General features: G+C 74.3%; 25 protein-coding genes and 1 pseudogene. 10 read left to right on the top strand and 16 right to left on the bottom strand.

Going from position 1 to position 26,321, the window contains the following annotated elements:
• Positions 1 to 25 precede the first annotated feature (25 nt).
• Positions 26 to 457: an ASCH domain-containing protein gene (locus ACZ55U_RS04335; RefSeq protein WP_465522283.1), complete on the bottom strand. Its 432-nt coding sequence runs from the start codon at positions 455 to 457 to the stop codon at positions 26 to 28.
• 32 nt (positions 458 to 489) lie between these two features.
• A complete protein-coding gene (locus tag ACZ55U_RS04330; protein WP_465522281.1) occupies positions 490 to 1,002 on the bottom strand; it encodes a GbsR/MarR family transcriptional regulator in 513 nt (170 codons plus the stop codon).
• A gap of 129 nt (positions 1,003 to 1,131) precedes the next feature.
• Between ACZ55U_RS04330 and ACZ55U_RS04325 the strand changes: the two genes are divergently transcribed.
• Both ACZ55U_RS04325 and ACZ55U_RS04320 read left to right on the top strand, forming a co-directional pair.
• On the top strand, positions 1,132 to 2,058 hold the full coding sequence (locus ACZ55U_RS04325) for an ABC transporter ATP-binding protein (protein WP_465522279.1): 927 nt from the start codon (positions 1,132 to 1,134) through the stop codon (positions 2,056 to 2,058).
• A complete protein-coding gene (locus tag ACZ55U_RS04320; RefSeq protein WP_465522277.1) occupies positions 2,055 to 3,713 on the top strand; it encodes an ABC transporter permease in 1,659 nt (552 codons plus the stop codon). The genes ACZ55U_RS04325 and ACZ55U_RS04320 overlap by 4 nt, the downstream gene beginning before the upstream one ends.
• Before the next feature lie 30 nt (positions 3,714 to 3,743).
• Here the strand turns inward: ACZ55U_RS04320 and ACZ55U_RS04315 are convergent, their stop codons facing one another.
• A complete protein-coding gene (locus tag ACZ55U_RS04315; RefSeq protein ID WP_465522275.1) occupies positions 3,744 to 4,331 on the bottom strand; it encodes a TerD family protein in 588 nt (195 codons plus the stop codon).
• A gap of 342 nt (positions 4,332 to 4,673) precedes the next feature.
• On the opposite strand from ACZ55U_RS04315, the gene ACZ55U_RS04310 reads away from it, so the two are divergent.
• Positions 4,674 to 6,923 (top strand): hypothetical protein, encoded by a 2,250-nt coding sequence (locus ACZ55U_RS04310; RefSeq protein WP_465522273.1) that lies wholly within the window; start codon positions 4,674 to 4,676, stop codon positions 6,921 to 6,923.
• Here ACZ55U_RS04310 and ACZ55U_RS04305 read toward each other — a convergent pair.
• Both ACZ55U_RS04305 and ACZ55U_RS04300 read right to left on the bottom strand, forming a co-directional pair.
• Positions 6,920 to 7,978, bottom strand: a complete 1,059-nt coding sequence (locus ACZ55U_RS04305) for a TolB family protein (RefSeq protein ID WP_465522271.1) — start codon at positions 7,976 to 7,978, stop codon at positions 6,920 to 6,922. The two genes, ACZ55U_RS04310 and ACZ55U_RS04305, sit on opposite strands and share 4 nt — an antisense overlap.
• Positions 7,979 to 8,100: 122 nt before the next feature.
• Complete coding sequence (locus tag ACZ55U_RS04300) at positions 8,101 to 8,748, bottom strand: class I SAM-dependent methyltransferase (protein WP_465522269.1); 648 nt, start codon at positions 8,746 to 8,748, stop codon at positions 8,101 to 8,103.
• Between the two features lie 283 nt (positions 8,749 to 9,031).
• Between ACZ55U_RS04300 and ACZ55U_RS04295 the strand changes: the two genes are divergently transcribed.
• On the top strand, positions 9,032 to 11,362 hold the full coding sequence (locus ACZ55U_RS04295; RefSeq protein ID WP_465522267.1) for a glycosyl hydrolase family 18 protein: 2,331 nt from the start codon (positions 9,032 to 9,034) through the stop codon (positions 11,360 to 11,362).
• Positions 11,363 to 11,511: 149 nt separating this feature from the next.
• Here the strand turns inward: ACZ55U_RS04295 and ACZ55U_RS04290 are convergent, their stop codons facing one another.
• Entirely contained in the window at positions 11,512 to 12,282 is a 771-nt protein-coding gene (locus ACZ55U_RS04290) for a bestrophin-like domain (RefSeq protein WP_465522265.1), read from the bottom strand.
• A 660-nt stretch (positions 12,283 to 12,942) separates the two neighbouring features.
• Between ACZ55U_RS04290 and ACZ55U_RS04285 the strand changes: the two genes are divergently transcribed.
• Positions 12,943 to 13,221 (top strand): hypothetical protein, encoded by a 279-nt coding sequence (locus tag ACZ55U_RS04285; protein WP_465522263.1) that lies wholly within the window; start codon positions 12,943 to 12,945, stop codon positions 13,219 to 13,221.
• Between the two features lie 889 nt (positions 13,222 to 14,110).
• Here ACZ55U_RS04285 and ACZ55U_RS04280 read toward each other — a convergent pair.
• From ACZ55U_RS04280 to ACZ55U_RS04265, 4 genes are all read right to left on the bottom strand, one after another.
• Positions 14,111 to 15,517: a family 2B encapsulin nanocompartment shell protein gene (locus tag ACZ55U_RS04280; protein ID WP_465522261.1), complete on the bottom strand. Its 1,407-nt coding sequence runs from the start codon at positions 15,515 to 15,517 to the stop codon at positions 14,111 to 14,113.
• Positions 15,518 to 16,103: 586 nt separating this feature from the next.
• On the bottom strand, positions 16,104 to 16,622 hold the full coding sequence (locus ACZ55U_RS04275) for a hypothetical protein (RefSeq protein WP_465522259.1): 519 nt from the start codon (positions 16,620 to 16,622) through the stop codon (positions 16,104 to 16,106).
• A gap of 168 nt (positions 16,623 to 16,790) precedes the next feature.
• Positions 16,791 to 18,245 (bottom strand): MocR-like pyridoxine biosynthesis transcription factor PdxR, encoded by a 1,455-nt coding sequence (pdxR, locus tag ACZ55U_RS04270; protein ID WP_465522257.1) that lies wholly within the window; start codon positions 18,243 to 18,245, stop codon positions 16,791 to 16,793.
• Positions 18,246 to 18,332: 87 nt separating this feature from the next.
• The gene (locus ACZ55U_RS04265; RefSeq protein WP_465522255.1) at positions 18,333 to 18,902 is read right to left on the bottom strand and encodes a universal stress protein; all 570 of its coding nucleotides are present in this window, start codon (positions 18,900 to 18,902) and stop codon (positions 18,333 to 18,335) included.
• Between the two features lie 483 nt (positions 18,903 to 19,385).
• On the opposite strand from ACZ55U_RS04265, the gene ACZ55U_RS04260 reads away from it, so the two are divergent.
• Positions 19,386 to 19,781 (top strand): transglycosylase family protein, encoded by a 396-nt coding sequence (locus ACZ55U_RS04260; RefSeq protein ID WP_465522253.1) that lies wholly within the window; start codon positions 19,386 to 19,388, stop codon positions 19,779 to 19,781.
• Positions 19,782 to 19,851: 70 nt separating this feature from the next.
• On the opposite strand, the gene ACZ55U_RS04255 is transcribed toward ACZ55U_RS04260, so the two are convergent.
• Positions 19,852 to 20,436, bottom strand: coding sequence for a pyridoxamine 5'-phosphate oxidase family protein (locus ACZ55U_RS04255; RefSeq protein WP_465522251.1), 585 nt, complete (start codon positions 20,434 to 20,436; stop codon positions 19,852 to 19,854).
• 143 nt (positions 20,437 to 20,579) lie between these two features.
• Positions 20,580 to 21,014 (bottom strand): CBS domain-containing protein, encoded by a 435-nt coding sequence (locus ACZ55U_RS04250; RefSeq protein WP_465522249.1) that lies wholly within the window; start codon positions 21,012 to 21,014, stop codon positions 20,580 to 20,582.
• A 259-nt stretch (positions 21,015 to 21,273) separates the two neighbouring features.
• On the opposite strand from ACZ55U_RS04250, the pseudogene ligD reads away from it, so the two are divergent.
• Both ligD and ACZ55U_RS04240 read left to right on the top strand, forming a co-directional pair.
• Positions 21,274 to 22,143 (top strand): annotated as a pseudogene (gene ligD / locus ACZ55U_RS04245) (non-homologous end-joining DNA ligase); the annotation flags it as partial.
• A 153-nt stretch (positions 22,144 to 22,296) separates the two neighbouring features.
• On the top strand, positions 22,297 to 23,094 hold the full coding sequence (locus ACZ55U_RS04240) for an ATP-dependent DNA ligase (RefSeq protein WP_465522611.1): 798 nt from the start codon (positions 22,297 to 22,299) through the stop codon (positions 23,092 to 23,094).
• A 487-nt stretch (positions 23,095 to 23,581) separates the two neighbouring features.
• On the opposite strand, the gene ACZ55U_RS04235 is transcribed toward ACZ55U_RS04240, so the two are convergent.
• From ACZ55U_RS04235 to ACZ55U_RS04220, 4 genes are all read right to left on the bottom strand, one after another.
• Positions 23,582 to 24,163: a type 1 glutamine amidotransferase domain-containing protein gene (locus tag ACZ55U_RS04235; protein WP_465522247.1), complete on the bottom strand. Its 582-nt coding sequence runs from the start codon at positions 24,161 to 24,163 to the stop codon at positions 23,582 to 23,584.
• Between the two features lie 12 nt (positions 24,164 to 24,175).
• The gene (locus ACZ55U_RS04230; protein ID WP_465522245.1) at positions 24,176 to 24,472 is read right to left on the bottom strand and encodes a PRC-barrel domain containing protein; all 297 of its coding nucleotides are present in this window, start codon (positions 24,470 to 24,472) and stop codon (positions 24,176 to 24,178) included.
• Between the two features lie 4 nt (positions 24,473 to 24,476).
• Positions 24,477 to 24,908: a DUF3040 domain-containing protein gene (locus tag ACZ55U_RS04225; RefSeq protein ID WP_465522243.1), complete on the bottom strand. Its 432-nt coding sequence runs from the start codon at positions 24,906 to 24,908 to the stop codon at positions 24,477 to 24,479.
• Between the two features lie 71 nt (positions 24,909 to 24,979).
• The gene (locus ACZ55U_RS04220) at positions 24,980 to 25,426 is read right to left on the bottom strand and encodes an HAD family hydrolase (RefSeq protein WP_465522241.1); all 447 of its coding nucleotides are present in this window, start codon (positions 25,424 to 25,426) and stop codon (positions 24,980 to 24,982) included.
• Between the two features lie 103 nt (positions 25,427 to 25,529).
• Between ACZ55U_RS04220 and ACZ55U_RS04215 the strand changes: the two genes are divergently transcribed.
• A complete protein-coding gene (locus ACZ55U_RS04215) occupies positions 25,530 to 25,931 on the top strand; it encodes a DUF4328 domain-containing protein (RefSeq protein WP_465522239.1) in 402 nt (133 codons plus the stop codon).
• A 256-nt stretch (positions 25,932 to 26,187) separates the two neighbouring features.
• A partial coding sequence (locus tag ACZ55U_RS04210) for an IS110 family transposase (protein WP_465522609.1) occupies positions 26,188 to 26,321 on the top strand: 134 nt, incomplete at its 3' end.

The raw sequence follows: 26,321 nt of genomic DNA, 5'->3' as shown, positions 1-26,321 counted from the left end.
CCGGGACCGCGCCCCGAGTCGGCGGTCACGGCCGCCCGGCGCCGTCCGGCTCCACCACCCGGAAGCGTTCGGCGACGACCAGGGTGTCGTCGTCGATGACCGGGGTGCGCCCCAGGAACCCGGCCACGCCGTCGCCGCGGAAGAACTCCTCGTGCGCCGCCCGCCACTCGGCCGCGTCGGCGTAGCCGCGCCCCTCGGCGCGGGCGAACCCGTCGTCGATCTCCGCCATCCGCGTCACCCGCACCTCGACGAGTTCGATCGTGACGGCCGGACGGCCCTCGGAGTCGAGCACCGCGAAGCGCTGACCGGCCACCGGCACCGCCTCCCCGGCGTGCCGGTAGATCTCCAGCAGGCCGGTGAGCGCGGTCTTCTCACCGCTGAGGATCGCGGCCACGCCGCGGTCGCGTTCCGGGCCGGGGAAGGCGAGTTCGAGGGCCGGGAGGTCGTCGTGTTCCATCCGGCGAGCGTAGGGACCGCGGCCCGCACCGCTCAACGGCTTCTTCCCTGAGCAGAAGCGGCCGGGCCCGCCGGCTCCCGGGCCGCGCGGTGCTCGCGCCAGCGGCCCAGCATGCCGTGCAGCTCGTCGACCATGAACTCGAAGAACTCGGCGCTCTCCGCCAGCCGCTCCCCCGCCACCGTCCCGGCGCCGACCGTCGCCTCGCCCTCCCGCAGCACCCGGATCCAGCGCAGCATGACCTCGTCGCGCCGGGTCAGCGACTCGAACCAGACGTCGTTGAGCACCCGGTAGCGGTCCCGCCGGGAGCCGGGCTCGCGCTCCTTGGCGACCAGGCCGACCTGGATCAGGTAGCGCATCGCGCCGGAGACCGCGGCCGGGCTGATCCGCAGGCGCTCGGAGAGCTCCGCGGAGGTGAGCACCCCGCTCTCCTCCGCCATCAGGCAGGAGAAGATCCGTGCGGGCATCCGGCCCATGCCCGCGACCACCAGCTCCGCCGCGAAGCGCTCGACGAAGTCCGACAGCGCCCTGTCCGCACGCCCCTCCATCCGGTTCCCCGGCCCCTTCGCGTCCCGTCCCACCTCGCACCCCTCTCCGGTGATCACCCGTCCCCCGGCCTGAACTTTAACGCCTTCCCAATATTCACGTTTTTCTGAAACTACGGTAGCTTCAGAAATATGACCAAGGCCATCACCCTGTCCGGCCTGCGCAAGGCCTTCGGCCGGACCACCGCGCTGGACGGCCTCGACCTCACCGTCGAGACCGGCGAGGTCCACGGCTTCCTCGGGCCCAACGGCTCCGGGAAGTCCACCACGATCCGCGTCCTGCTCGGCCTGCTGCGCGCCGACGGCGGCAGCGCCCGGATGCTCGGCAAGGACCCGTGGCACGACGCCGTCGAACTGCACCGCTGCCTCGCCTACGTGCCCGGCGACGTCGAACTCTGGCCCAACCTCACCGGCGGCGAGGCCATCGACCTGCTCTCCCGGCTGCGCGGCCGGCCCGACCACCGCCGCCGCGCCGAGCTGATCGAGCGCTTCGACCTCGACCCGACGAAGAAGGGCCGCAGCTACTCCAAGGGCAACCGGCAGAAGGTCGCCATCGTCGCCGCGCTCGCCTCCGACGCCGAACTGCTGCTGCTCGACGAGCCGACCTCCGGCCTCGACCCGCTGATGGAGGTGGTCTTCCAGGACGTCGTGCGGCAGGCCAGGAACGAGGGCCGCACCGTCCTGCTCTCCAGCCACATCCTCGACGAGGTGGAGAAGCTCGGCGACCGGGTCAGCATCATCCGGCACGGCCGGGTGGTGCAGAGCGGCACCCTCGACGAGCTGCGCCGCCTCACCCGCACCACCGTCCTGGCCCAGACCCGCCACCCGGTCACCGGGCTGGACGCCCTGCCCGGCGTGCACGACCTGCACACCACCGGCAACCAGGTCAGGTTCGCCGTGGACGGCGACCAACTGGACGCCGCCGTACGGGCCTTGAGCGCCGCAGGGCTGCGCGGCCTGGTCAGCCACCCGCCCACCCTGGAGGAGCTCATGCTGCGCCACTACGCCACCGAGCCGACCGCCGACGGGCACCGCGCCGAGGGCGAGGCCCGGCGATGACCGCCACCACCGCCCGGTCCGCCACCGGCCGCGCCGACGCACCCCGGCGCCCGCGGACCGGCACCACCCTGGCCGGCACCGCCACGCTGCTCCGCTTCGCCCTGCGCCGCGACCGGCTGCGGCTGTCCGCCTGGGTGCTGGGCCTCTGGCTGGCCACCCTGGCGACCGCCCACAGCGTCCGCACCGTCTACCCGACGGCCGCCGACCGCACCGCCATCGCCCACGGCTCGGGCAACCCGGCGATGCTCGCGATGAGCGGACCGGCCCACTACCTGGCCGACTACACCTGGGGTGCCATGCTCGGCCACCGGATGCTCGGCCTGCTGGCCGTCCTGGCCGGCCTGCTGAGCGTCCTGACCGTCACCCGCCACTCCCGGGCCGAGGAGGAGAGCGGCCGCGCCGAACTGGTCCGCTCCGCCGCCGTCGGCCGGCACGCCCCGCTCGCCGCCGCGCTGGCCACCGCCGCCGTCGCCGACCTCGCACTCGGCCTGCTGCTCGCGGCCGGCCTGCCGGCCCTGGGAGTCCCCGGCGTCGACGCGGCCGGCGCGGCGCTGTTCGGCGCCGCGACCGCCCTCGCCGGGCTGCTGTTCGCCGCCGTGGCCGCCGTCACCGCGCAGCTCAGCGGACACGCCCGAACCGCCTCCGGGCTGGCCCTCGCCGTGCTCGGCGCGGCCTACGCGCTGCGCGCCGCCGGGGACGCCGGGTCGGGCGCGCTGTCCTGGGCCTCCCCGATCGGCTGGCTGCAACGCGCCTACCCCTTCGTGGACGACCGCTGGTGGCCGCTGCTGCCCGCCCTCGCGCTGACCGCCGCCACCGGCGCCGCCGGGTTCGCGCTGAGCAGCCGCCGCGACCACGGCGCCGGCCTGCGCCCCGCCCGCCCCGGCCCGGCCACCGGCACTCCGGCCCTGGGCACCCCGCTCGGCCTGGCGCTGCGCCTGCACCGCGCTCTGCTCGCCGGCTTCGCCGCCGCGATGCTGGTGGTCGGCGCGATGTACGGCTCGTTGCTCGGTGCCGCCGACTCGATGCTCAAGGACGTCGACCGGATCCGGGAGGCGCTGTCCCGGCTCGGCGGGCACACCCTGGCCGACGAGTACGCCGCGCTGACCATGCTGGTCATCGCGGTGATCGGCGGCGTCTACGCGGTGCTGGCCACCCTGCGCCCGCGCGCCGAGGAGAGCGCCGGACGCGCGGTACCGGTGCTGGCCACGGGCGTGTCGCGGTCCGCCTGGCTGGGCGGGCACCTGGCGGCGGCCCTGCTGGGCTCCACCGCCGTGCTGCTCGCGGCGGGCGCGGGCTTCGGCCTGGCCGGGGCGCTGTCCAGCGGCGACGGGGGCGCGTTCCTGCGGCTGACCGGCGCGGCGTTGGCCTTCGCGCCCGCCCAGTGGGTGACCGTGGGTTTCGCCGCGGCGGTGTACGGCTGGCTGCCCCGGGCGACGCCGCTGGCCTGGCTGGTGCCCGCGTACGCCTTCGTGATCGGCTACCTGGGACCGCTGCTGGACCTGCCCGCGGGCCTGGACGGCCTCTCCCCGTACGGCCGGGTGCCCCGGCTCCCGGCGGCGGCGATGGACTGGACGCCGCTCGCCCTGCTCACCCTGGCCGCCGCCGCCCTGATCACCCTGGCCCTGGCCGGGTTCCGGCGCCGCGACATCGACTGACGCCGGGCGCCGGGCGGGTATCGAGCGTGATCAGAGGTGCTTGACCAGCTCCGGCATCAGGTCCTGGAAGGTACGCCCGCTGGCCGGCTGACCGATCGCCGTCATCTGCCAACCACCCGCCGTGCGCTGCACCTTGGCCATGATCTGCGCGGTGTACGGTCCGCCGCCGGTGAGCGTGTAGCGGGCCAGCTCGATGCCGGTGGTCTCGTCCACGAGCCGGCAGAAGGCCGCCTCGACCTCCTGGAAGGTCTGCCCGGTGAAGGAGTTGACGGTGAAGACGATCTGGTCGACCTCGGCGGCGACGGTGGTCAGGTCGACCGTGATCGACTCGTCGTCCGTCGCGTCGCCCGCGCCGCCGACCAGGTTGTCCCCGCTGTGCCGCACCGAGCCGTCGTTGCTGTTGAGGTGCTGGAAGAACACCACGTCCACCGGCCGCCCCTGGGCGAACAGCACCGCCGAGGCGTCCAGGTCGATCTCCCGCCCGGCGGACAGCAGCTTGGCGAGGAAGCCCTTGCGCTCGGCCGCCTTCCAGCCGAGGCCCATCCGGACCAGGCTCAACTGCCCGCCGCCCGGCTTCTCCAGGCTGATCTTCTGCCCCTTGGCCAGCGAAACGCTCATCGCGTCCTCCTCGTTCTGCCACCGCCCGTGCCGCGAATCTACAGCACTGTAGAGAATTTATGATCATCAACGGTGTCCTGGGAGCACCCCTACCCCGTACTCCCCCGCACCTCACCCCGGCAGCGGTCCGCACACTGAGGGAACCGGCGGTCCGACGTCTGTCGTAGCCACGGGCCGGGACGGGACGGCCGGGGCCGCGCAGCGTCTAGGGTCGGCCCGAGGCCGCCGCCCCGAGAGCACACCGACGGCGACGGCGCCCGGCCTCCGCACCGCTCGCAGTGCTCACGACCGTTCCCGGGCCGTGCCCACCCGCGCCGGCCCGCTCACGCTGGGGGGACCACCATGCCCGAGCAGCACGAAGGAACCGAACAGCACGCAACACCACGACGCCCCGGAGGCTCCCGCCTCGGCCGCCGCCGCCTGCTCCGGGCCGGCCTCGGCGCGGGCGGCGCCCTGGCCGCCGCCCGGCTGCTGCCCGGCGGCACGGCCCGGGCCGCCACGGCGCCGGGCCACGAATTCGGCACCGCGCAGTACGACGGCATCTGGCCGTCCCTCCGGCGCACCACGTCGCACACCGCCGGCTCCTCCCCCGCCGCCCCGGCCTGGCCCGACTGGGCCCGCTACGCCCGCATCGCCGACGGCACCTTCAACGAGCCCGCCGACATGCAGGGCTACGTGGACGCCCTCAAGGCGCAGGAGGTCAGCGTCATCGAGCTGGACACGCTGCTCTCGGACTGGCTCACCGACGCCCAGTTCGCCGCCCACATGGCCGAGGTGAAGCAGTTCACCGGCCTCGCCCACGCCGCCGGCCTCAAGGTCGTCATGTACTACCCGTCGCTGGAGCTGATCTCCCCCGGCGGCGAGAAGGGCCGCTCCTTCTACAAGAACGACCAGGGCAAGAACTGGGTCCAGCGCGACCTCGCCGGAAAGCCCAACGTGTTCTACGGCAGCGTCGTCGTCTGGGTCGATCCGGGCGACGAGAGCGTCTGGCTCAGCCCCAACTCGCCCTGGCGGGACTACTACCTCAACCGGATCAAGGGCGTGGCCGCGACCGGCGTGGACGGCATCTGGCCGGACGTCCCGATCTACTTCGACGGCGTGCTCTCCTGGTGCGACGCCTCCACCTGGGGCGCCGCCGCGTTCAAGGCCGACACCGGCCTGGACCTGCCGAAGGCCGCGAACTACGCCGACCCGGTCTTCCGCCGCTACGTCGAGTGGCGCCACCGCAACCTGCTCGGGTTCCAGCTGGACATCGCCGCCGCGGGCCGCTCGGTCAACCCCGACCTGGTCACCTTCGTCGAGACCGTCTCGATGGACTACCGCTACGCCACCTCGATCGGCCTGGACGGCGGCTACCTGCGCCAGGCCCCCGGCGCCGTCAGCCAGGTCTGGGAGGTGGACATCCTCGGCAACTACGACGGCATGCGGCACGCCACCGCCTCCGACTGGGTCTGCCTGATCTCGATGTACAAGTACGCCCGCGCCGCCAGCGGCACCAAGCCCGCCTGGGCGTTCTCCTACGGCTGGCAGGCCGACGACGCCTCGCTGGTGATGTCCCAGCTGATCGCGGCCGGCTGCAACCCGTACGAGGTGAAGACCCCGTTCAAGAACGACACCGTGGACGCCGCGATGCGCACCCGGATGTACCGCTTCGTGCGCGTCAACCAGGCCAAGCTCTACGACCCGGTCTCGATCGCGCAGGTCGGCGTCTACCACTCGGCGCCGTCCCGGGACTACGTGTCCCCCGGCGAGGGCAACGGGATGTACGTCAACGCCACGGCCCCGGCCGGGATCACCGACTGGTGGGGCGGCGACGACCCGCAGATGAGCTGCGCCTCGCTCCCCTGGCTCGGCGAGTTCCGGGGCACCGTGAAGGCACTGGTCTACGCCCACGTCCCGTTCGACACCGTGCCCAGCCCGGGCCTGACGGCCGACGACCTGGCCCGGTTCAAGGTCCTGCTGCTGCCCAACCTCCAGGCGGTCTCGGACGCCGAGGCGGCGCTGCTGCGCGGCTTCGTCGCGGCCGGCGGGACGGTCGTGATCACCGGCCCGGCGCCCACCGCTCTGGACGAACTCGGTGGCCAGCGAGCCGAATTCGCGCTCTCCGACGTGCTCGGCCTGCGCAGGGCCGACCCCCTGCCCGCCACCAGGCAGAACTCCTTCGGCAACGGCAGCTGCTGGTACGTCAAGGCCCTGGCCGGGCTGAGCTACCTGACCAGGACCGACCAGGCCTCGGCGGACCAACTGCTCACCGCCGTCCGGCAGTCCGCCCCGCCGGCCGTCACGCTGGCCGGGGACCGGCGGATCTTCCTGGACGCCCGGCGGCTCGGCGCCGACACCGTCGTCCACCTGGTGAACTTCAGCAACTTCGGGGACACTCCGGCGGCGTTCCGCAGCAGCCCCGCCAACTGCACGCTGTCCTACGCGCTCCCGGCCGGGGCGAGCGTCACCGCCGTCACCGTCGCCAGTCCGGACGGCACCGACCCGGCGCCCAAGGCCGTCCCGTACACCGTCACCGGAGCGACGGTCAGCGTGCCGCTGACCGTCGCCCAGTACGCGGTGGTCACGATCACCGCGGCTCAGTCCCTCTAACGCGCCGGCGCGGGGATGCGCCAGAGGGCGGCGGGGGCCGCCCCTCCGCCCGGGGCGGACTCGAAGGCGATCCACTTCCCGTCCGGGGACCAGCTCGGGGCACCGTCGTAGGCGGCGTCCTCGTGGGTCACCCGGACGGGAGTGCCGCCGTCCGCCGCCACCACGAAGAGCTGGGCGTTCGGCAGGTCGCCGAGGTTGGAGGAGAACACCAGGAAGCGGCCGTCCGGGGACCAGCTCGGGTCGGTGTGCTCGCCCGGCGCGTCGGTGACCTGCCGCAGCCCGCCGCCGTCCGCGCCCACCGTCCACAGCGACCAGTCCTCGCGGCCCGCGCTCCGGCGCTGGAAGACGATCCGGTCGCCCTTCGGGGACCAGTTGGGCTGCCGGTTGTCCGTGCCGGTGCCCCGGCCGTCCACCAGCGGGACGGGGGCGCCGCCGCCGCGGCGGACCTTCCAGATCGAGTCCTGCTCGGCCGCGTCGTCCTGTCCGCCGTCATCGTCCTGCCCCGGGGCGGCGTGCTCCGGCTCCCGGCTCTGCTGGAAGACGATCCACTCGCCGTCCGGGGAGAAGCTCGGTTCGCTGTAGCCGCTGCCGTCGGCGTGGCTGGTCACCCGCTCGGGGGCGCCGCCCGGTTTCATCACCCAGACCTCGTCGTGGCCGGACTCCCGGTCGGTGGCGAAGGCGAAGGCGTCGGCGGCGGCGTTCCAACTGGCGCCGGGGAGGTTCACGGCCGCCCGGTCAGGGTCGGCCAGCACCGTGCGGGGTGCGCCGCCGTCCGACGGCAGGACACCGAGGGCGGCGGCGCCCCTGTTGTAGCCCCCGCTGAACTCGGTCAGCAGCACCGAACGGCCGTCCGGGGCGAAGGCCGGGTTCTGGGCGCTGTGGCCGCCCGCGGCCCGGTAGAGCAGTCGGGCGCCGTCGGCGCGGCGCTCCGCACCGGTGGGCCCGGGTCCGGGCCGCTCCTCGGCGCCGGCACCGGACCCCGAGCCCGAACCGCCGCAGCCGGCCAGCAGCAGGACGGCGCCGACCGCGACCGCCACGAGCATGCTATTCCTCATGCCCACAAGCTAGTTGACGTCGCATCAGTTCTCGTACGCCGCGAGGCGGATCGGGCTCCGCCGGCCGGCAGGGGCCGCCGTACCTCCCGTGGCACCCGGGCCCCGCCGACCGGCCGGGCCCGTCAGTCGGCGCTCCGCTCCAGCCGCACCAGCGCGTCCACCGCGACCCGGGCGTCCGCCGCGACCCCGCCGGCCCGGTGCCCCGGCTCGCCGCCGACCGTGCGCCGCACCCGCTCGGCGCGCACCGTGCGCAGCCCGAGATCGGCGAGATCGGCCAGGACGTCCTCCGGGGTGAACAGCACGGCCGGGTCCTGCGGGCCGCCGACGCCCTCGGTGAGGTTGCTCAGGTCGTGCCCGACGACCAGCAGGGTGCCGCCGGGAGCCAGCGCGCCGGCGGCGCGGCGCAGCGCGGTCCGGCGGTCCGCTGCGGGCAGCTGGAGGTAGGCGACCAGGACGAGGTCGTACCCGGAGGCGGGGGCCTCGATGGTGCGGGCGTCGCCGTGGCGCCAGGTGAGCCGGTCGGCGACCTCGTCGGGCAGGTCGGCGGTGAGCCGCTCGGCGCGTTCCAGCGCCACGGCGGAGAAGTCCAGGCCGGTGACCTCCCAGCCCTGGGTGGCCAGCCAGATGGCGTTGCGGCCCTCTCCGGCGGCCAGGTCGAGGGCGTGTCCGGGGGTGTGGCCGGTCAGTTCACGGACCACCCACTGGTTGGGCGCCGCGCCCCACACCAGCTCGCTCGCGGCGTAGCGGTCGTCCCAGTCCTGGCTGTCCATTGCGCCTCCTCCGTTCGACGGGCCTGCTCGTACGGTCAACCTACCGGGCCGGCGCTCCCGCGGCCGGGCACGTCCCAGCGGGCGGACACCCTTGACGGCGAATATTGGTCCAGTCCAATCTGTTCAGTCGTGACGTGCACGGGTCGACCACCCGTCGTGTCCGCGCACCGCCCGCCCCATGCGTCACCAGCCCGTGCGCCCCCACCGCGCCCGGGCCGGCTCCCCAGGCCCGCCCGGGCCGCAGCACCGCCGGAAACCCCCACACATCCGGAGGATCCACCGCATGCACGACCGCGTCCTGCCCGCACAGTCGAGCCACCCCGACGGGGAGCGCACCGGCCGCCGGGCCGCCCACCGCAGAAGGGCCACCGCGCTGGCGCTGGCCGCCACCCTGACCACCAGCGGCGCCGCGATCGCCCTGACCTTCGGCTCCGCGTCGGCGGCCCCGGTCAACCTGCTGGCCAACGGCGACTTCGAGACCGGCACCCTGGCCGGCTGGACCTGCTCCAACGGCTCGGTCGTCACCACCCCGGTGCACGGCGGGACCCACGCCCTCAGCGGCGCCGTCTCGGCCTCCGACACCGCGCAGTGCCAGCAGACCGTCGCCGTCCAGCCGAACACCACGTACACCCTGGCCGGATGGGTCCAGGGCAGCTACGTCTACCTGGGTGCCACCGGCACCGGCGTCAACTCCTCGGCCTGGTCCCCGGGCGGGACGGGCTGGAACCAGCTGAGCACCACCTTCACCACCGGTGCCACCACGAACTCCGTCACCGTCTTCACCCACGGCTGGTACGGCACCGGCCCGTACTACGCGGACGACCTCACGCTGACCGGCCCGGCCGGCCCGACCCCGACGGGCAGCCCGACCCCGACCGGCAGCCCCACTCCCACCACCAGCCCGACCCCCACCGGCAGCCCCACCCCGACCAACAGCCCGACGCCGACCACCACACCCACGTCCCCCACCCCGACCCCGACGGCCACCGCGAGCGGCCCGGCCGGAGACGGCAAGGTCACCACCCCGACCGGCTTCGCGGTCACCAAGACCACCTCCAACGCGGTGGTGCTCACCTGGCAGCCGTCCACGCTGACCAGCGGTGACGGCGCGGTCGCCTACAAGGTGTGGTCCAACGGCCAGCTGGTCGCCACCTCGATGGGCACCTCGGTCACGGTCAGCTCGCTGCTGCCGGGCAAGAGCTACACCTTCAGCGTCCAGGGCTACTCGGGCAGCCACGCCTCCGCCCAGTCCGCGCCGGTGTCCACCACGACCTCCGCCGCCCCCGCGCAGCAGCCGGTCCGCTCCGCCTACTTCGACCAGTGGGGCGTCTACGAGAACGCGTACAACGCGAAGAACGTCGACACCAGCGGCGCCGCGGGCAAACTGGACGTCATCCACTACGCGTTCGCCAACATCGACCCCACCAAGTTCACCTGCTTCCAGGCGGTGAAGGCCTCCGACTCGGCCAACGAGTCCAACCCGAACGCCGGTGACGGCGCGGGCGACGCCTACGCCGACTACCAGGCCGACTACAGCTCCGCCACCAGCGTGGACGGCACCAGCGACACCTGGGAGCAGCCGCTCAAGGGCAACTTCAACCAGCTGCGCCAGCTGAAGGCCAAGTACCCGAACCTGCGCTACACCATCTCGATCGGCGGCTGGACGTACTCCAAGTACTTCTCCGACGCGGCCGCCACCGACGCCTCCCGGAAGGCGTTCGTCTCCTCCTGCGTCGACATGTTCCTCAAGGGGAATCTGCCGACCGGTGTCGCCGGTGACGCCTCCGGCGGCCAGGCCTCGGCGGCCGGTCTCTTCGACGGCATCGACCTCGACTGGGAGTACCCGGGCTCGGCCGGCGGCCACACCGGCAACCACTACTCCGCGGCCGACAAGCAGAACTTCACCCTGCTGCTCAAGGAGTTCCGCACCCAGCTGGACGCCCTCGGCGCCGCCCAGGGCAAGCGCTACATCCTGAGCGCCGCGCTGCCCAGCGGCCAGGACAAGATCGCCCAGCTGGAGACCGACAAGATCGGCGCCTACCTGGACTACGCCGACGTGATGTCCTACGACATGCACGGCGCGTGGGACGCCACCGGCCCGACCAACCACCAGGACCCGCTGCACGACAGCCCGGCCGACCCGACCACGCCGATCACCCCGGGTGCCCGCAAGTACAACGTGGACACCACGCTCGCGGCGTACACCACCGGCCTGCCCGAGTACGGCATCCCCGGCGGCTTCCCGGCGAACAAGATCGTGCTGGGCATCCCGTTCTACTGGCGCGGCTGGACCGGTGTCCCGGCCGGTTCCAACTTCGGCCTGTACCAGAGCGCGACCGGTCCGACGGCCAAGAAGCCGCTGAGCCAGGAGTCCGGCCTGGCCGCCTGGAAGGAGCTCAACCTGACCGCGGCGCAGACCCACTGGGACCCGGTCACCGAGAGCAGCTGGGCCTACGACGGCACCAACTTCTGGACCGGCGACACCCCGCAGGCCGTCCAGGCGCGCGGGGCCTACGCCAAGAGCAAGGGCCTGGGCGGGCTGTTCGCCTTCTCGCTGGAGAACGACGACGCCTCCGCCACGATGCTCAACGCGATGGACTCCGCCCTTCGCTGACGGGGCATCAGGTGATGGTTGCCAGTGAGTGACGGCCCGCGCGGAACCTCCGCGCGGGCCGTCGGCGCCCATGGTCCGGCCGCCCTCCCCGCCGGCTCACGGGTCCAGCCGGTGCGACGGGCTCGGCCGGTTCGGCCGGTTCGGCCGGTTCAGCCGGAGAGGTCGAGCGAGGGGAAGAGGTCCTGGAACGGCTGGGTGGTCACCGAGACGCTCCGGGAGAACGGATTGTCGAAGTCCCAGATCATGAACAGCAGGAAGGCGATCAGCACGCTGAAGCAGAGCGCCAGGATCAACTCCCTTGGCGTGCGCCGGATCTGGAGCGCGAACAGCATGCCGACGGTCACCACCGCGCCGCCGATCAGGCCGACCCAGACCACCCCGGGCATCGTCGGCCCGGCGTTCTGCCCGCGCTGGTCGCGGGCGGCGGAGGCCTGGCCGATCCGGTCCATGATCGGCTGGTAGCCCTGGGACTCCAGGTCGGAGGCCGGCGACCGGGTGGCGACGTCGTTCTGGATCTTCCGGAACAGCTCGTCGCCCTTCTCGGTGATCTGACCGGTCTTCTGCATCACCGACCACTCGGTGTTCACGACGTACGTGACGTAGGCGTCCACGTCGGCCCGGACCTGGTCGCGGAACTCCGCCGGGTAGATCACCGCGCGGTCGCTCACCTCCCGCAGCGACTGCGCCTCCTGGAACAGGTCGTCCTGCGCGGCGCCGCGCGCCTCCCAGACACCCGCGATGGCGAGGCCCAGGACGATCGCGTAGACCACTCCGATCATCATCGTGATGTACTCGATGACGTCCGGGGTCTCCTCGCTGCTCTCCGGCCCGATCGGCCGGCGCTTCCTCAGCAGCACCACCGCCACCACGACGGCACAGGCCGACGCCATGGCGATGACCATCGCCACCCACTCGGACATGGGAACTCCCTTCTCTGGCTTGGCTTGTGACGGAACGTGAAGTCCATCGACCCCGGTTCGCCGCCGGCCGCCGCACAGCGGGCGGCCGGCGGCGAACCGTCAGGCGGTCAGGACCGACCCGAGCGGCCACCGCGCCCCCGCCCGCCACGGCCTGGCCGCAGGGCCGCCGCCGCGATCACACCGGGGACCATGATCACCAGCAGCATGGTGGTCATCGAGGTGCCCTGGTGGTGCCGGGTCAGGGTCAGGGGCTTCGTCCCGGGGGCGTGGAACGTCGGTTTCGCGGGCGGGGTCGGCCACAGCGGGCTCGGGCGCGCCGGGCTCGGCGAGGCCGCGGGACTGGGGGCCCCGGGGCTGGGAGCCACCGCGCTGGGCACGGCCGGGCCGGGTGCCGCCGGTGCGGGCACGGCCGGAACGGACACGGCCGGAGCCGGGACGGGTGCTGCCGGTACGGGGGCCGGCGCGGCAGGGGCAGGTGGTGCCGGTGCGGGGGCCCCCGGCGCCGGGGCGGGGGCAGGGGGCGGTGCCGGTGCGGGAGGCGGCACGGGCGCGGGTGGCACGGGGGGCATCGGTGGCACCGGAGGTGCCGGTGAGGCCGGAGGCGCCGGTGAGGCCGGGGGCGCGGGTGAGGCCGGAGGCGCCGGTGACGCGGGCGATGGGGTGGGGGCCGACGGACTGGGCGATGGCGGGCTCGGCGACGGTGTGGGGGTCGGCGTCGGACTCGGGCTGGGGGTGGGGCTCGGACTGGGGCTCGGAGTGGGACTGGGGCTGGGACTGGGACTCGGCGACGGCGACAGCGACGGCGACGGCGACGGCGTGGACGTCGGGCTCGGCGTCGGAGAGGGGCTGGGCGTGTGGGACCGGGTCGGCGAGGGAGTCGGCGTCGGCGAGGGCGTGGGTGACGGCGTCGGGCTCGGACAGGGATGCGGGTGGTGGTGATGGTGGTGGTGCCAGCCGTGACCGTCGTGCTCATCGCCCTCGTGGCCACCACCGTCGTGCCCGGATTCACCCTGCCCGGAACCACCCGGCCCGGAGCCGCCAGGCCCGGAGCCGCCAGGCCCCGTGGTCGGCCGCCCGGGCTCGCCCCGCAGCCCCGGCACCACCGGGAGCGCGGGCCAGGGGAAGTGCCCGCTGGGCGACGGCGTGGCCGAGGGCGAGGGGAGGTGCCCGGAGGGCCCCGTCGGCCGCGTGGGGGAAGGGAAGTGCCCGGTGGGCCCCGTCGGCGAGGGGAAGTGCCCCGAGGGCCACGGGATGGCCGAGGGCGAGTGGCACGGGTGGTGCCAGTGCCAGGGTTCGAGCGTGTGGTGCCCCGGGCTGAAGCTCGGCGCGATGCTGACCCCGACCTGGACGTCCACGTCCACGTCCACACCCACCTGTCCGCCCGGACGCGGCGACACCGACACGTCCGCATCGCCGCACACGCAGACGTCCGCCACCGGGCCGTGCCGGTACCCGCCGGAGCCCCCGGTGCCGGACGCGGACGCGCTGCCGACCAGCACGCAGACCGCGACCACGCCGACCGTCGCACCGATCAGCCGGGCCTGCCGCCCGGTGAACGTGCCCCCGCCGCCACCGGCCGGCATCCGGCGGATCTGCCGACGCTGGGGCATGGGCTCCACACACCTCTCGGGTCGCCTGTGAAGGACGGGACGGAACAGAGTGGACGGTCGAGTTCGGTCGAATCCCGGACGAAATATCCATCGCATACGACCAGAAGTGATCAAAGACGGTCAGGCGGACGGCCCGCCGTCGGGGGCGGGCCGTCCGTCATCAGGTCAAACGATCTTCGCGCCGACCGGTTACGGCCCGCGCCCGCTGTGCCGCGCGCTCAGCCGCGGCGGTGCGCGATCTCCACGTTCTCCAGCACGCCCACCGCGTCCGGCACCAGGATGGCGGCCGAGTAGTAGGCGCTGACCAGGTACGAGATGATCGCCTTCTCGTCGATGCCCATGAAGCGCACCGACAGCGACGGCTGGTACTCGTCCGGGATGCCGGTCTGGTGCAGGCCGATGACGCCCTGGTTGTCCTCGCCGGTACGGATCACGATGATCGAGCTCGTGTTCTGCTCGGTGACCGGGATCTTGTTGCACGGCAGGATCGGCACCCCGCGCCAGGCCGGCACCTGCTGCCCGCCGAGGTCGACGTGGGTGGGGTACAGCCCCCGGGCGTTGAACTCCCGGCCGATCGCGGCGATGGTCCGCGGGTGGGCGAGCAGGTAGTCGGGGTCGCGGCGGCGGTTGAGCAGCTCGTCCAGGTCGTCCGGGGTGGGCGGGCCGGAGTGGGTCTGGATGCGCTGGTCGAAGTCGGCGTTGTTGAGCAGGCCGAACTCCGGGTTGTTGACGATCTCGTGCTCCTGGCGCTCGCGCAGGGCCTCGATGGTCAGCCGCAGCTGGTGCTCGGTCTGGTTCATCGGCTGGTTGTACAGGTCCGCGACCCGGGTGTGCACCTTGAGGACGGTCTGCGCCACGCTCAGCTCGTACTCGCGCGGCTTGAGCTCGTAGTCCACGAAGGCGCCGGGCAGCTCGTACTCGCCCTTGTGGCCGGCCGACATGGCGATCTCGGCCTCGCCGCGCTCGTTCTGCGCCTGGAGCGGCAGGGCCAGGAAGGCCTGGAGGTGCTCCTGGAGGCTGGGCGCGTCGTCCCGGATGCGGGCGAAGTCCGCCCGGGTGAGGGTCAGGGCGACGCCGGCGGTGGTGGTCTTGGCGGTGAAGTCCCAGGTGGCGTCGGGGTTCAGCAGTGCGTCGTCGCCGAACCGGTCTCCGTCACCGGCCACGCCGACCACGGTGTCGTCACCGTACTTGCCGGTGCCGATCTTGTTGATCTTGCCGTGCGCGATCAGGAAGATCCGGTCGGCGGGCTCGCCCTGGGTGGCGAGCACCTCGCCGGGGCCGAAGTCCCTCTGCTGGCAGCGGTCGGCCAGCGCGGTGAGGACCTCCTCGTCCTCGTAGCCGCGCAGCAGGGCCAGCTCGCCCAGCTCGGCCGGGATCACCCGGACCTGGGAGCCGGTCTTGACGAACTCCACCACGCCGTTGCCGACGGCGTAGGTGAGCCGGCGGTTGACGCGGTAGGCGCCACCGGCCGCCTGGACCCAGGGCAGCACCTTGAGCAGCCAGCGGGAGGTGATCTCCTGCATCTGCGGTGCGGACTTGGTCGTGGTGGCGAGGTTCCGTGCGGCGGCCGTCGCAAGGCTCTGCTGCTTGGCCTGCACTGCCTCCGGGCTCGTGTCCACGGTCATCGGCAGTGGTCTCCATTCCTGTGGTCGGGTCACGCGTCCTGGGGCATACCGGCCCGCCCGGACGCATGCCATGACGGACCGTCAGATCCGCTTGATGGTGGGGGCGTTGGCGATGTGCGCGAAATGGGGCCGCCGTCTCCCGGCGATCCATCCGGAACCCTAGATCACCAACGCCCGGCCGGGCCCGCACGGTGGCCCACTACCCCCCGATAGGGTGAATCCGGCCCGGTCCGGCCCCATGGCCCCGTGAACCGGAGGAACATCCGTTCGCCTCCGCGGTCCCCGTGCCGCCCAAGGCTTTTCCGGACGGGCCGAGGACCGCGCGGCGGGCCCGAGGGCGACCGTCCGGCGTCAACCCGGCACACCGTCCCGGGCGGCGGCACGGACGTCCGCGCGGCGCGGCGACCACACGCGCCGCAACGCGAAACGGCCCGTCAGGCGCCGACACGGGGGGAGGCCGGCACCTGACGGGTGAACGGGGGGTGCGCGGCGGGGAGCCGCGCCGGGGAGGCTCGCGCGCCCCTGGCCGGTGCTCCCGGCGCCCGGGGCGCCGGGAGCACCGGAGGACGCCGAAGGAGCCGGCGGGTCAGGCGCAGGCGACCTGGGTGCCGGGGACGCCGACGATGCCCGAGTTGGCGGACTCGCCGCTGTTGTACTCGTAGTACAGGTAGGAGTAGAAGTCGATCCGGGTGGCGGGACCGCAGGCCGAGTCGGGCGCGACGGCGTACGTCACCGTGAAGCTGCTGCTGGCGCCCGGAGCGAGCGGCACGTTGTAGCGGGCGATGCCGCCGTGGACGTTGTCGCTGCACCCGTTGGTCTGGGTGCCGCAGGCGGTCGCGGTGAACTTGAGGCCGCTCTGCAGGCTGGTGCCGTAGGTCTCCTGGACGCTCTGGTAGACGAACTGGATCGGGGTGTCGTACGGGTTGGTGAGCGTCAGCGTGAGCGTGAACTCGCCGCCCCGGACGGTCGTCTGCTTGTCCGAGACGGCCGTGAGGGGCAGCGGGGTGTCGGCGGCCCGGGCGGCGGGGGCGGCGGACAGGAGCAGACCGGCGGCGAGGGCCGGACACGCGGCGAGCGCGGCGCGACTCAAAGGTGTTCTGCGCATGACCAAGGAGCGTAGGCGCCACCACCGCCGGGGTTGCCCTCCTCGGCGCGGGTCCGTACCGACGCAGGAGCGACGGGCGGACACCCCGTACCGGCCGATCGCGTTCCGCCCCCGCCGGCGGCCCCGGGGGCCTATGCTTCGCCGCCCCTCCGGGGCCCCGGCCCGGCCTCAGGCGGACGGCGGCAGGATGTCGCAGAGCGCGCCGAGCGCCGCCGGGTAGGCGTGGTCCGGCGGCGTGGCGTAGCCGACCACCAGGCCGTCGACCACGGGCATCGCCGCCTCGTCGACCGCCGGGTGCCGGTAATCGGCGAGCCCGTCGACGGCCAGGCCCCGGTAGGCGGCGGCCTTGAGCACCGAGCGCTCGCTGCCCGGCTCCAGGCGCAGCACGGCGTGCAGGCCGGCCGCGATGCCGGACACGGCGACGTGCGGGGCGCGGGCGGCGAGCGCGGCGACCAGCTGGTCGCGGCGGTCCCGGTAGCGGCGGCGCATCCGGCGCACGTGCCGGTCGTACCCGCCGGAGTCGATGAACTCGGCGAGGATCAGCTGGTCCAGGGCGCTGGCCCAGCCCTCGCGTTCGCCCTTGGCGGCGAGCACCCGGTCCACCAGGTGGTCGGGCAGCACCATCCAGCCGAGCCGCAGCGCGGGGGTCAGGCTCTTGCTGGTGCTGCCGAGGTAGATGACCCGTTCCGGGTCGAGCCCCTGGACGGCGCCGACAGGCTGGCGGTCGTAGCGGAACTCGCCGTCGTAGTCGTCCTCCAGCACCAGCCCGCCGCGCCCGCGTGCCCAGTCGACCGCGGCGGCGCGCCGGCCCGGGTGCAGCGGGCCGCCGGTGGGGAACTGGTGGGCGGGGGTGAGCAGGGCCGTGCGGATGTCCGGATGGCGCGCCAACTGGCTCATGCGGGCGCCGTGTTCGTCGATCGGCAGCGGGACGGTGGCGACGCCCGCGGCGGCCAGCAGCCCGCGGTGGAAGCCCAGTCCGTACGCCTCGACGGCCAGCGGTCCGTGCTCGGCGGGCGGCAGGACGGGCGCGGCGCCGTCGAAGAGCAGCCTCAGCGCGTGGGCGAAGCCGGAGCAGACGACGATCCGGTCGGGGTCGGTGCGCACGCCCCGGGCGCGGGCGAGGTAGTCGGCGAGGACGGTGCGCAGTTCGCGCCGGCCGTGCGGATCGCCGGGCCCGAAGGCCTCGTTGGGGGCGGCGGTGAGGGCCCGGCGGGCGGCGGCGAGCCAGGCGGTGCGCGGGAAGGAGGCGGCGTCGGGCTGGCCCTGGCGCAGGTCGTGGGCGGGCCCCGGCCGGCGCGAGGGGCGGCGGGCCCTGGCGCGCGGGACGGCTTCGGCCCGTTCGGCGACGGTGGTGCCGGAGCCCTGACGGGCCGTCAGCCAGCCCTCGGCGACGAGTTCGGTGTAGGCCTCGGCGGCGGTGTTGCGGGCCAGGCCGAGGTCGGCGGCGAGGGCCCGGTAGGGCGGCAGCCGGGTACCGGGGGCCAGTCTGCCGCTGCGGATCGCCTCGCGCAGGGCCGCCATCAGCGCGGCTCGGCGACCGCCGGCGGCGGGGAGGTCGAGATGCAGGTCGTTGCCGGTCGGGTGGGCGGGCTCGGAGGGGTGCGTGCCCCGCGTGTCCGTCATGGTCACGCACCCTACCCGCCGCCCGTCCGGGGGCCGTCCGCGCCTCCCGGCGGTGGAGGACGGCGGCTCGCCCCCGGGGTGCGGGCCTTACGGAACGACGGTGACCGGCCAGCGGCCCGCCTTCACCAGCCGGACCGCCACCGAGCCGATCACCTTGTGGCCGGCCTTCTCGGAGACGCCGACCACCACGGCGTCGGCTCGCAACTCGTCCGCGAGCTTGGCGAGCCCGGCGTACGGGTCGCCGCGCATGGTCAGGAACCGCCAGTCCACCCGCCACACCTCGCGCACCCGGTGCTCGGCCTCGCGCAGTGCGGCCAGCAGCTCGTCGGCGATCTCCTGGGTGGTCTCCTCCACCGCGGCCCCGGCCAGGGCGGTCGCGGCGCCGAGGATCGGCTGGATGTAGGCCACCGCGAGGACGGCGCCCTGCCGGCGGGCGAGTCCGGCCGCGTAGGCGGTGGCGCGCCAGGAGGAGTCGGAGCCGTCCAGGCCGGCCAGGACGACCTTGGGGCCGTCGGTGCCCAGCTCGAAGCCCGCGGGTGCGGGCGCGACCTCGTGCGCCCCGGCGCCGAGCGGCACCCCCGCCGCGGCCGCCCCGCCCGCACCGGCGTCGGCCTCTCCCCGGCCCGCCGTGTCCGCTGCATCGCTCTCGTTGCTCATGGGCCTGAGGTTATGCCCCGCCACCGGGAGTGAGGGCACCGGGCGCTCCGGGTGAGCGCTGTGGTGGGGGCCACCCCGGCGGGCGTCGGGGGCGGCGGATTCGGCACCGGCGGCCGAGGGGCCGTCACGCGCTGTCGACCGTGTGGGCGGCCTCACAGCGGTTCCGGGGCGGGTCCGGAGTGGCGCGGGCCACTTCCGGGGCCGTTTTGATCTTGGAAATAGGTCTAAATCGGGCGAAATCCTCCCATTTCCTTGATTTTTACCGCCGGTAACGGCCCTCTGACGTGGCTAAACCTTCGAATCCTTGAAACCGCCACAACCGCACCCGTAACTTCGAACCCGTTGCACCGAGCGACCGCTACGGCCGGGCCACCAGCCCCCGAGCGCGACGGTGCCGGACCACGCGAGCGACGTGTCCCCGAAACCGAAGGCCTTCCGAGGGCCTGGTTCCGCGCGCTCGCAAACCCCTCCGAAAGGAACTCCATGACCTTCCGTAACGAGACTGCCGCTGCCACCACCACTGCCACCCCGAAGCGCCGCAACCGCGTCCGGATGGCTCTGATGGCCGGGGCGCTCACCGCCCTCCCGGTGGCCGGCCTCGTCACGGCCACCAGCGCGTCCGCCGCGCCGGCTTCGGTCTGGGACAAGGTCGCCGCCTGCGAGGCGACCGGCAACTGGGCCGTGAACTCCGGCAACGGCTTCTACGGCGGCCTGCAGTTCACCTCCAGCACCTGGGCCGCCTTCGGTGGCACCGCCTACGCCCCGCAGGCCCACCAGGCCACCAAGGACCAGCAGATCGCCATCGGCGAGAAGGTCCTCGCCGCCCAGGGCCCCGGCGCCTGGCCGGTCTGCTCCGTCAAGGCCGGTCTGAGCAAGTAAGGCCGCGCGCCACGAGGCCGCCGCACCCCCGGTGGGGTGCGGCGGCCTCGCCGCGTTCCGGGAGGAGCGGTCAGGACGGCCGGGGCGGCAGCGGCAGCGGCACGGCCGGCAGGCCGTCGATGCTGGTGGCGACCAGCGGCTTGCGCTCGCAGTAGGCGCCGAACTCCTCCTCGTCCTGCCGGTCGAAGTACCGGGCGTGGAGGTCGCGGTCGGCGCGGTAGTCCATGAACGGCACCGCGTAGCCGCAGGAGTCGCTGACCCGGTCGGCCCTGACCAGCACGATCGCCCGCAGGCCGGAGCCGTCGGCGCCCGGGTCGAAGCGGCCGAGCAACTGCGCGAACCGCGGGTCGTCGCGGAAGACCGGCTCGCCGCGCCCGTGCACCCGCACCACGGTCGGCGGGCCCTCGAAGGCGCACCACATCAGGGTGATCCGGCCGTTCTCCCGCAGATGGGCGACGGTCTCGGCCTGCGAGCCGCCGAAGTCCAGGTAGGCGAGGGTGAGTTCGTCGATCACCGCGAGGGTCCCCGAGCGTCCCTTGGGCGAGAGGTTGACGTGCCCGTCGGCGGCCAGCGGGGCGGTGGCCACGAAGTAGACCGGCTGGCGCTCGATGAACTCGCGCAGTCGGCCGTCGATGACTTCGTACTGCTTTCCCATGGGCGCGATTGTGCCCCCGTCCCGCCCTGTGGGAAAGGGAGTTCCACGCCCTGGGACGGACCCGGCCGACGCCGGCCGCGGACACCTGTGCCCCGTCCGGCACGCTCGCGGCGGGGACGGGGCACGGGAGACCGGTCAGCCGGTCACTGCTTCATGTAGACGCTGTCCATGAACTTCATGATCTGCTCGTCGGTCAGCCGGTGGCCCTGACGGTGGCCCGTCGCCAGGTCGGCCTCGCTGATCATGCCGACCAGGCGGTCCCCGTCGATCACCGGGATGCGCCGGATCTGGTGCCGCTCCATCTTGTCCAGCACCGTCTCCATGCTGTCCTCGGCCCGTACGCAGTGCAGGTGGCCGGACAGCTCCATGGCCGTCATCCTCTCCGGGTCCTTGCCCTCCGCGATACATCGCAGCACGATGTCGCGGTCGGTGATGATGCCCTTGAGCTTCTGGTCGTCGCCGCAGATCGGCAGCGAACCGACGTGCAGGTCGCGCATCATCCGCGCGGCCTCGGACAGCGTCTGGTGGGCGCCGATGCACTGGGCGCCGGTGTGCATGATGTCTCGGGCGGTGGTCACGGGAACTCCTTCGTCGGTGGTTCCCCCCTGCTGCCCCCCGCGTTCTACTGTCCCCCCGCGGCCCCCCGGCGGCGCTCCCGGCTCCCGCCACCGGGGCGGAAGGGGTGCGACCGCGCCCTCACCATAAGCAAGCCGGCCCCCGCCCGCGACCGCGCCCGGCCGCCCCGCACCCCGGGCCGGGCGCGGCCGTGGCCGAAGCGGGGCACACTGGCCTGCGGGGGCCACCCACCGGAGGCTTCGGAGGCGGACCGTGCCGCAGATGACGGTGGACGGGCGCACCCTCGCCCTCTCCCACCTCGACAAGGTGTACTACCCGCGCACCGGCACCCCCAAGGGCGAGGTGCTGCGCTACTACGCCGCCGTGCACACCGCCCTGCTCCCCCACCTGCGCGACCGCCCGGTCTCCTTCCTGCGCTGCCCCGACGGCGTGGAGGCGGAGGTGTTCGTGGCCAAGAACCCGCCGCCCGGCACCCCGGACTGGGTGCGCACGGTCGACGTGCCGAGCAGCACCGGTGACCTGCGCCAGGTGGTGCTGGAGGACGGCGCGGCGCTGCTGGCGGTCGCCAACCTGGGTTGTCTGGAACTGCACGTCCCGCAGTGGCACGCCGCCGAACCCGCCCTCGCCGACCGGCTGGTGCTGGACCTCGACCCCGGCGAGGGCGCGGACGTGCTCACCTGCCGCACGGTCGCGCTGCTGCTGCGCGAGCGCCTCGCGGCGGACGGCCTGGCGGCCTGGTCGAAGACCTCCGGCTCCAAGGGCCTGCACCTGCTCGTCCCGATCGAGCCCACGCCCAGCGCCCGCGTCTCCGGGTACGCGAAGGAGCTGGCCGCCGCCCTGGAGTCCGAACACCCCGACCTCGTGGTGCACACCATGGCCAAGGCCCGGCGCCGGGGCCGGGTGTTCGTCGACTGGTCGCAGAACAACGCCAAGAAGACCACCGCCGCGCCGTACACCCTGCGGGCCCGTCCGCTGCCGACCGTCTCCACCCCGCTGGCCTGGACGGAACTGGAGCGGGCCGGCGCCGAGGAGGACCTGGTGTTCACGCTCGCCGAGGTTCCCGACCGGCTGGCCGCCCACGGCGACCTGCTCGCCCCGCTGCTGGACCCGGAGCAGGCCCGGCCACTGCCCGGCACGCCGGCGACGCCGACCCGACCGAGACGGACGGCCCCGCCGGAACGGTCGGGGCAGCAGCCCCGCCAGGTCCTCCGGCCGCCCGTCGAGGTCATCCGCCCGGCCGCCGTCAGCGCCGTCCCGCCCGCCGACGGCCTGGGCGGCGGGGGCGTGCAGTACGAGCTGAAGCTGGACGGCTTCCGCTGCGTCGCCTTCGCCCGCGGCGCCCAGCCCGCGTACCTCCAGTCCCGCAGCGGCCGCGACCTGGCGCCCGAGTTCCCGCCGATCGCCGCCGCCGTCGCCCGGCTGCCCGAGGGGCTGGTGCTGGACGCCGAGCTGGTCGCCTGGCGGGACGGCCGGTTCGCCTTCGGCGAACTGCTGCACACCCGCCAGGCCCGCGCTGCCGCCCCGGAGGTGGCACTCGGGCTGATCGCCTTCGACCTGCTGGCCCTGCCCGGCCGCGACGTCCGGCGGCTGCCGCTCACCGACCGGCGCCGGCTGCTGCTCGCCGCCCTCGCGGACGTCCCCCCGCCGATCCAGCCGGTCATGGCCACCACGGACCGGACGGAGGCGCTGGAGTGGATGGAACGGCTCGCCGGCACCGGGGTGGAGGGCCTGGTCTGCAAGGCCGCCGCCTCCCCCTACCGGCCGCGCGGTGCGGGGAGGATCTGGGTCAAGTACCGCCGCAGCGACACCCTCGACGCGACCGTCCGCGCCGTCACCGGCCCGGCCGCCCACCCGCACGCGCTGATCCTCCGGCTCGACGACGGCCGGGTGTTCCTGACCACCCCGCGGCTCACCCCGGTCCAGTCCCGCGAGGTCGCCGAGGTCGCCCGCCCGCTGCTCGGCCCGCCCACCACCGACCCCGACCACGGCCCGATCCACCCGCTGACCGCCCCGCTGCGCGCCGAACTCACCCTCACCGGCCGGCCTCCCACCGCCACCTTCGTGCGCCTCCGGGGCGACTGAGGTGGGCACGGCCGGGAGGCTCCCGGTCGGCCTGCCCCGAAGGGGCCGTGCGAACGGGGGCCACCGGTGACCTGTCTCGCCGGGGGACGCGCCGGGCGACCTCTGCGGCCGCCCGCCGGGTGCCCGGCAGGCCGGCCACCGCCCGGAGCCCGCCGGCGGGCGGGCCGGGGACGTCGTGGAGGTGGTCAGCGCGGGGCGCCCGTCCGGCAGCGGCGCGCGAACGGCCTCCGGCGCGCACCCATCGGACCCCCGAGTCCCGGAATCGGCAGCCCGGCCGGGCACCGATGACGACATCGGCGCGGCACCGTCGGGCGAACGCCCCCCGGAACACGCACCCCCGGCGTCGACGGCCCGGCCGGGCACCGAACCGGCGGACCTCACGGACCGGGACTTCACCTGCCCGTGGCCCCCGAACCCTACGGCGCCGCCACGATCGGCGTCCGCCTGGCCGCGCGCTGAGGCCGAGGTCGCGATCCTTCCCCGTCGGTCATCGCCGCCGCGCCGCCGCGTGGGCGAACTCCGTCACGAAGGAGTCGTCGAACAGCGGCAGGTCGGCCGGCTCACGGCTGGTGACGAGCGGGCCCGGGCCCTCATGGCAGACGTGCACCGGCTCGTCCACCCAGTGGGCCCCGGCGTTGACCAGGTCCGTGCGCAGGCTCGGCCAGGAGGTGAGGGTGCGCCCGCGGACGGCGTCGGCGTCGATCAGGGTCCAGGCCGCGTGGCAGATCGCCGCGACCGGGCGGCCCACCGCGCAGCAGGCGTGCACGAAGGCGACCGCCGGGCGGTCCACGCGCAGCCGGTCGGGGTTGGCGACGCCGCCGGGGAGGACCAGCCCGTCGTAGTCGGCCGGGTCGGCGTCGGCGACCAGGGCGTCCACCGCGAAGGTGTCGGCCGCGGCGTGGTGCCGGACGGCCCGGACCCGGCCCTCGGCGGTGGACAGCAGCCGCGGGGTGCCACCGGACTCCGCGACCGCCTGCCAGGGGTCGGTCAGTTCGACCTGCTCGGCCCCGTACGGCGCGACCAGGAAGGCGACCGTCCGGCCGATGAGCGTGGTGGACGGCCAGCCCATGGCGCGGGCCGCTCAGCCCGGGTGCGGGGCGGTCAGGTCGACGGCCGCGGGCGGGGCGGAGCTGAGCCGGGCGCGCGGGCAGTCGAGGTGGACGGCGCGGTCCAGGTGGTCGAGCCGGGCGACCAGCCCCACCGGGACGAGCACCCGGGCGCCCGGCACCCACGGCTGGGCGTCGACCAGCAGGTGGTCCCCGGCGTCCTGCACGACCCGGCCGACCGGGCCGTCGGTGGCGTGCACCTCGTACCCGGCCAGGGTGACGTCGGCAGCGGGATGGGAGCCCGGTCGGTGCTCCCACAGGTCGGTGGTCATCGCCTCATGCCTCCGGTCGGTCCCAGGGCCGCCGCTCGCGGCGCTCCCGGCGGTCCCGGCGGTCCCGATCCCGGGGCTCCACCGGGTCCGCGGCTTCGGGGTGACCCTTACGGGCCGCACCGCGGCGGCGCAGCAGCTCGGAGGTGGCGACCGCGGCCGCCAGCGTGGCCGCCCACACCACGCCCAGCGCGACCAGGACGGAGACGGCCGGGGTCCGTACGCCCACGCCGAGGCAGATCGCCGTCGTCACCAGGGCCGTCAGTACCACCCCCGCCGAGAGCCGGCGCCCGACGGCGCGGACCACGCGCCGGACCCGGCCGGGCGGCACGGCGCCCATCGTGCTCAGTTTCCGGTCGAGCCGTGTGTCCTGGCGCAGATCGGACTCGATCTCCTCAAGGAGCCGCCGCTCCCGTCCGCTCAACGCGGGTCCGTCCATCTCGGTCACCTCCGACACTTCCGGTGACGTGCCGTGCTCGCACCCGGGCGGTTGCCCGGGGCGGGCAGGCGCTAACCGCTCCCGGTGCCGCCCGACGCGGCGCCGACGGGCCCGAAGGCCCGGGGGCGGGCGAGCAGGCTGTCGTCCAGGACGCTCAGCAGTGCGGCGGCGTCGCGGTGGACCTCGGCCGCACCCGCCGCCCGCAGCTCCGGGCCGGTGTCCCCGCCGGCCGCCAGGGCGACGCACGGCACCCCGGCCCGCCGCGCCGCCCGTACCTCGCGCACGCTCCCGGTGACGGCCACGGCGTGCCCCGGCCTGCCGTCCACCAGCTCCAGCGCGGCCCGCACCGGATCTCCCCCGGGATCGGCCACGCTCAGCGCCGGCGCCCCGGCGGGCCCGGGCCCGGTGAGCACCACCGTCCAGCCGCGGGCGGCGCACTCGCGCAGCAGCTCGGCACCGCCGGGCAGCTGCGGCTGCCACCAGTCGGTACCGAAGAGAGCTGCCGAGATCACCGTCATGGCCACCGCTTCCGTTCGCGGGCGACGCACCGAACGCGCCCTTCCAGGTTAGGCCGCTCCCCCGCCCGGCGCGCAGCCTGCGCCCGGCGCGGAAAACCGTTCGATGCCGCTGGTTCCGGCGCGGCTGGGCGATCGGCAGCCGGTTCACCCCCGTGGTCCTCCTCTGGTTCCCCGGCAGATCGCGGTCGACACCTGGAGGGCCAGCGCCCGGGCGGACGAGAACGGCGTGCGGCTGCCGCACCCGCAGCCGCTGCTCAACCTCTGGTGGGCCGCCTTCCTGCTGTCCAACCTGACCGGCCGGCTCGGCTCCCGGTTCGCCGGCTCGGCGGAGTACGTGGACGACTACCAGGACGCCGTGGTCTGGCTGATCGCCTCCGACCTGGCCGGGGTGGTGGCGGCGGTCCTCGCCGTCCTGATGGTCCGCAGGCCGTCGGCCATGCAGGAGAGGCGTTTCATCGAGTCCGCCGCCTCGTACGGGGCCCACGGCGCGACCGTCCGGGGCTGAACCCCTCGGCGCTCAGTCGGTCCTACGTTGTTGATGGGTTGGACGGGCCAGTCGTATGGTCCTGAGGCCCAGAGACGCCGGGTATGGCTTTCAGTCGGTTGCCCTCGATGGTTCCCATCACCTGGCCGCCCGGCGTCTCACGACGACTCGGCCGCTGATTAGGAGCTGCGAGCCCCTCGCGGGTGCATCGCTGAGTAGGACCACGCCGGCGAGGTCGTCCGGACGAACAGTGCGCATTGAACGACCGGAGGAACAGGTGACCCGGATCTGGGCGGGCACGGACATCGGCAAGACCCACCACCACTGCGTGGTGCTGGACGCCGAGGGCAGACGGCTGTTGTCGCGCCGGGTGCTGAACGACGAGCCGGAGCTGCTGGCCCTGCTCACCGA

The organism is Kitasatospora sp. NPDC034533, from assembly GCF_055575155.1.
This window is presented reverse-complemented; position numbering and strand designations above follow the sequence as displayed.

Coding starts and splice junctions, on each gene's coding strand:
- ACZ55U_RS04275 (WP_465522259.1), bottom strand. CDS start 16,622: ATGCGCAGAACACCTTTGAGTCGCGCCGCGCTCGCCGCGTGTCCGGCC.
- ACZ55U_RS04235 (WP_465522247.1), bottom strand. CDS start 24,163: ATGGGCTGGCCGTCCACCACGCTCATCGGCCGGACGGTCGCCTTCCTG.
- pdxR (WP_465522257.1), bottom strand. CDS start 18,245: ATGACGGACACGCGGGGCACGCACCCCTCCGAGCCCGCCCACCCGACC.
- ACZ55U_RS04230 (WP_465522245.1), bottom strand. CDS start 24,472: ATGACCACCGACCTGTGGGAGCACCGACCGGGCTCCCATCCCGCTGCC.
- ACZ55U_RS04260 (WP_465522253.1), top strand. CDS start 19,386: ATGACCTTCCGTAACGAGACTGCCGCTGCCACCACCACTGCCACCCCG.
- ACZ55U_RS04310 (WP_465522273.1), top strand. CDS start 4,674: ATGCCCGAGCAGCACGAAGGAACCGAACAGCACGCAACACCACGACGC.
- ACZ55U_RS04290 (WP_465522265.1), bottom strand. CDS start 12,282: ATGTCCGAGTGGGTGGCGATGGTCATCGCCATGGCGTCGGCCTGTGCC.
- ACZ55U_RS04305 (WP_465522271.1), bottom strand. CDS start 7,978: ATGAGGAATAGCATGCTCGTGGCGGTCGCGGTCGGCGCCGTCCTGCTG.
- ACZ55U_RS04325 (WP_465522279.1), top strand. CDS start 1,132: ATGACCAAGGCCATCACCCTGTCCGGCCTGCGCAAGGCCTTCGGCCGG.
- ACZ55U_RS04330 (WP_465522281.1), bottom strand. CDS start 1,002: ATGGAGGGGCGTGCGGACAGGGCGCTGTCGGACTTCGTCGAGCGCTTC.
- ACZ55U_RS04300 (WP_465522269.1), bottom strand. CDS start 8,748: ATGGACAGCCAGGACTGGGACGACCGCTACGCCGCGAGCGAGCTGGTG.
- ACZ55U_RS04320 (WP_465522277.1), top strand. CDS start 2,055: ATGACCGCCACCACCGCCCGGTCCGCCACCGGCCGCGCCGACGCACCC.
- ACZ55U_RS04295 (WP_465522267.1), top strand. CDS start 9,032: ATGCACGACCGCGTCCTGCCCGCACAGTCGAGCCACCCCGACGGGGAG.
- ACZ55U_RS04255 (WP_465522251.1), bottom strand. CDS start 20,436: ATGGGAAAGCAGTACGAAGTCATCGACGGCCGACTGCGCGAGTTCATC.
- ACZ55U_RS04220 (WP_465522241.1), bottom strand. CDS start 25,426: ATGACGGTGATCTCGGCAGCTCTCTTCGGTACCGACTGGTGGCAGCCG.
- ACZ55U_RS04225 (WP_465522243.1), bottom strand. CDS start 24,908: ATGGACGGACCCGCGTTGAGCGGACGGGAGCGGCGGCTCCTTGAGGAG.
- ACZ55U_RS04315 (WP_465522275.1), bottom strand. CDS start 4,331: ATGAGCGTTTCGCTGGCCAAGGGGCAGAAGATCAGCCTGGAGAAGCCG.
- ACZ55U_RS04215 (WP_465522239.1), top strand. CDS start 25,530: ATGCCGCTGGTTCCGGCGCGGCTGGGCGATCGGCAGCCGGTTCACCCC.
- ACZ55U_RS04265 (WP_465522255.1), bottom strand. CDS start 18,902: ATGAGCAACGAGAGCGATGCAGCGGACACGGCGGGCCGGGGAGAGGCC.
- ACZ55U_RS04335 (WP_465522283.1), bottom strand. CDS start 457: ATGGAACACGACGACCTCCCGGCCCTCGAACTCGCCTTCCCCGGCCCG.
- ACZ55U_RS04280 (WP_465522261.1), bottom strand. CDS start 15,517: ATGACCGTGGACACGAGCCCGGAGGCAGTGCAGGCCAAGCAGCAGAGC.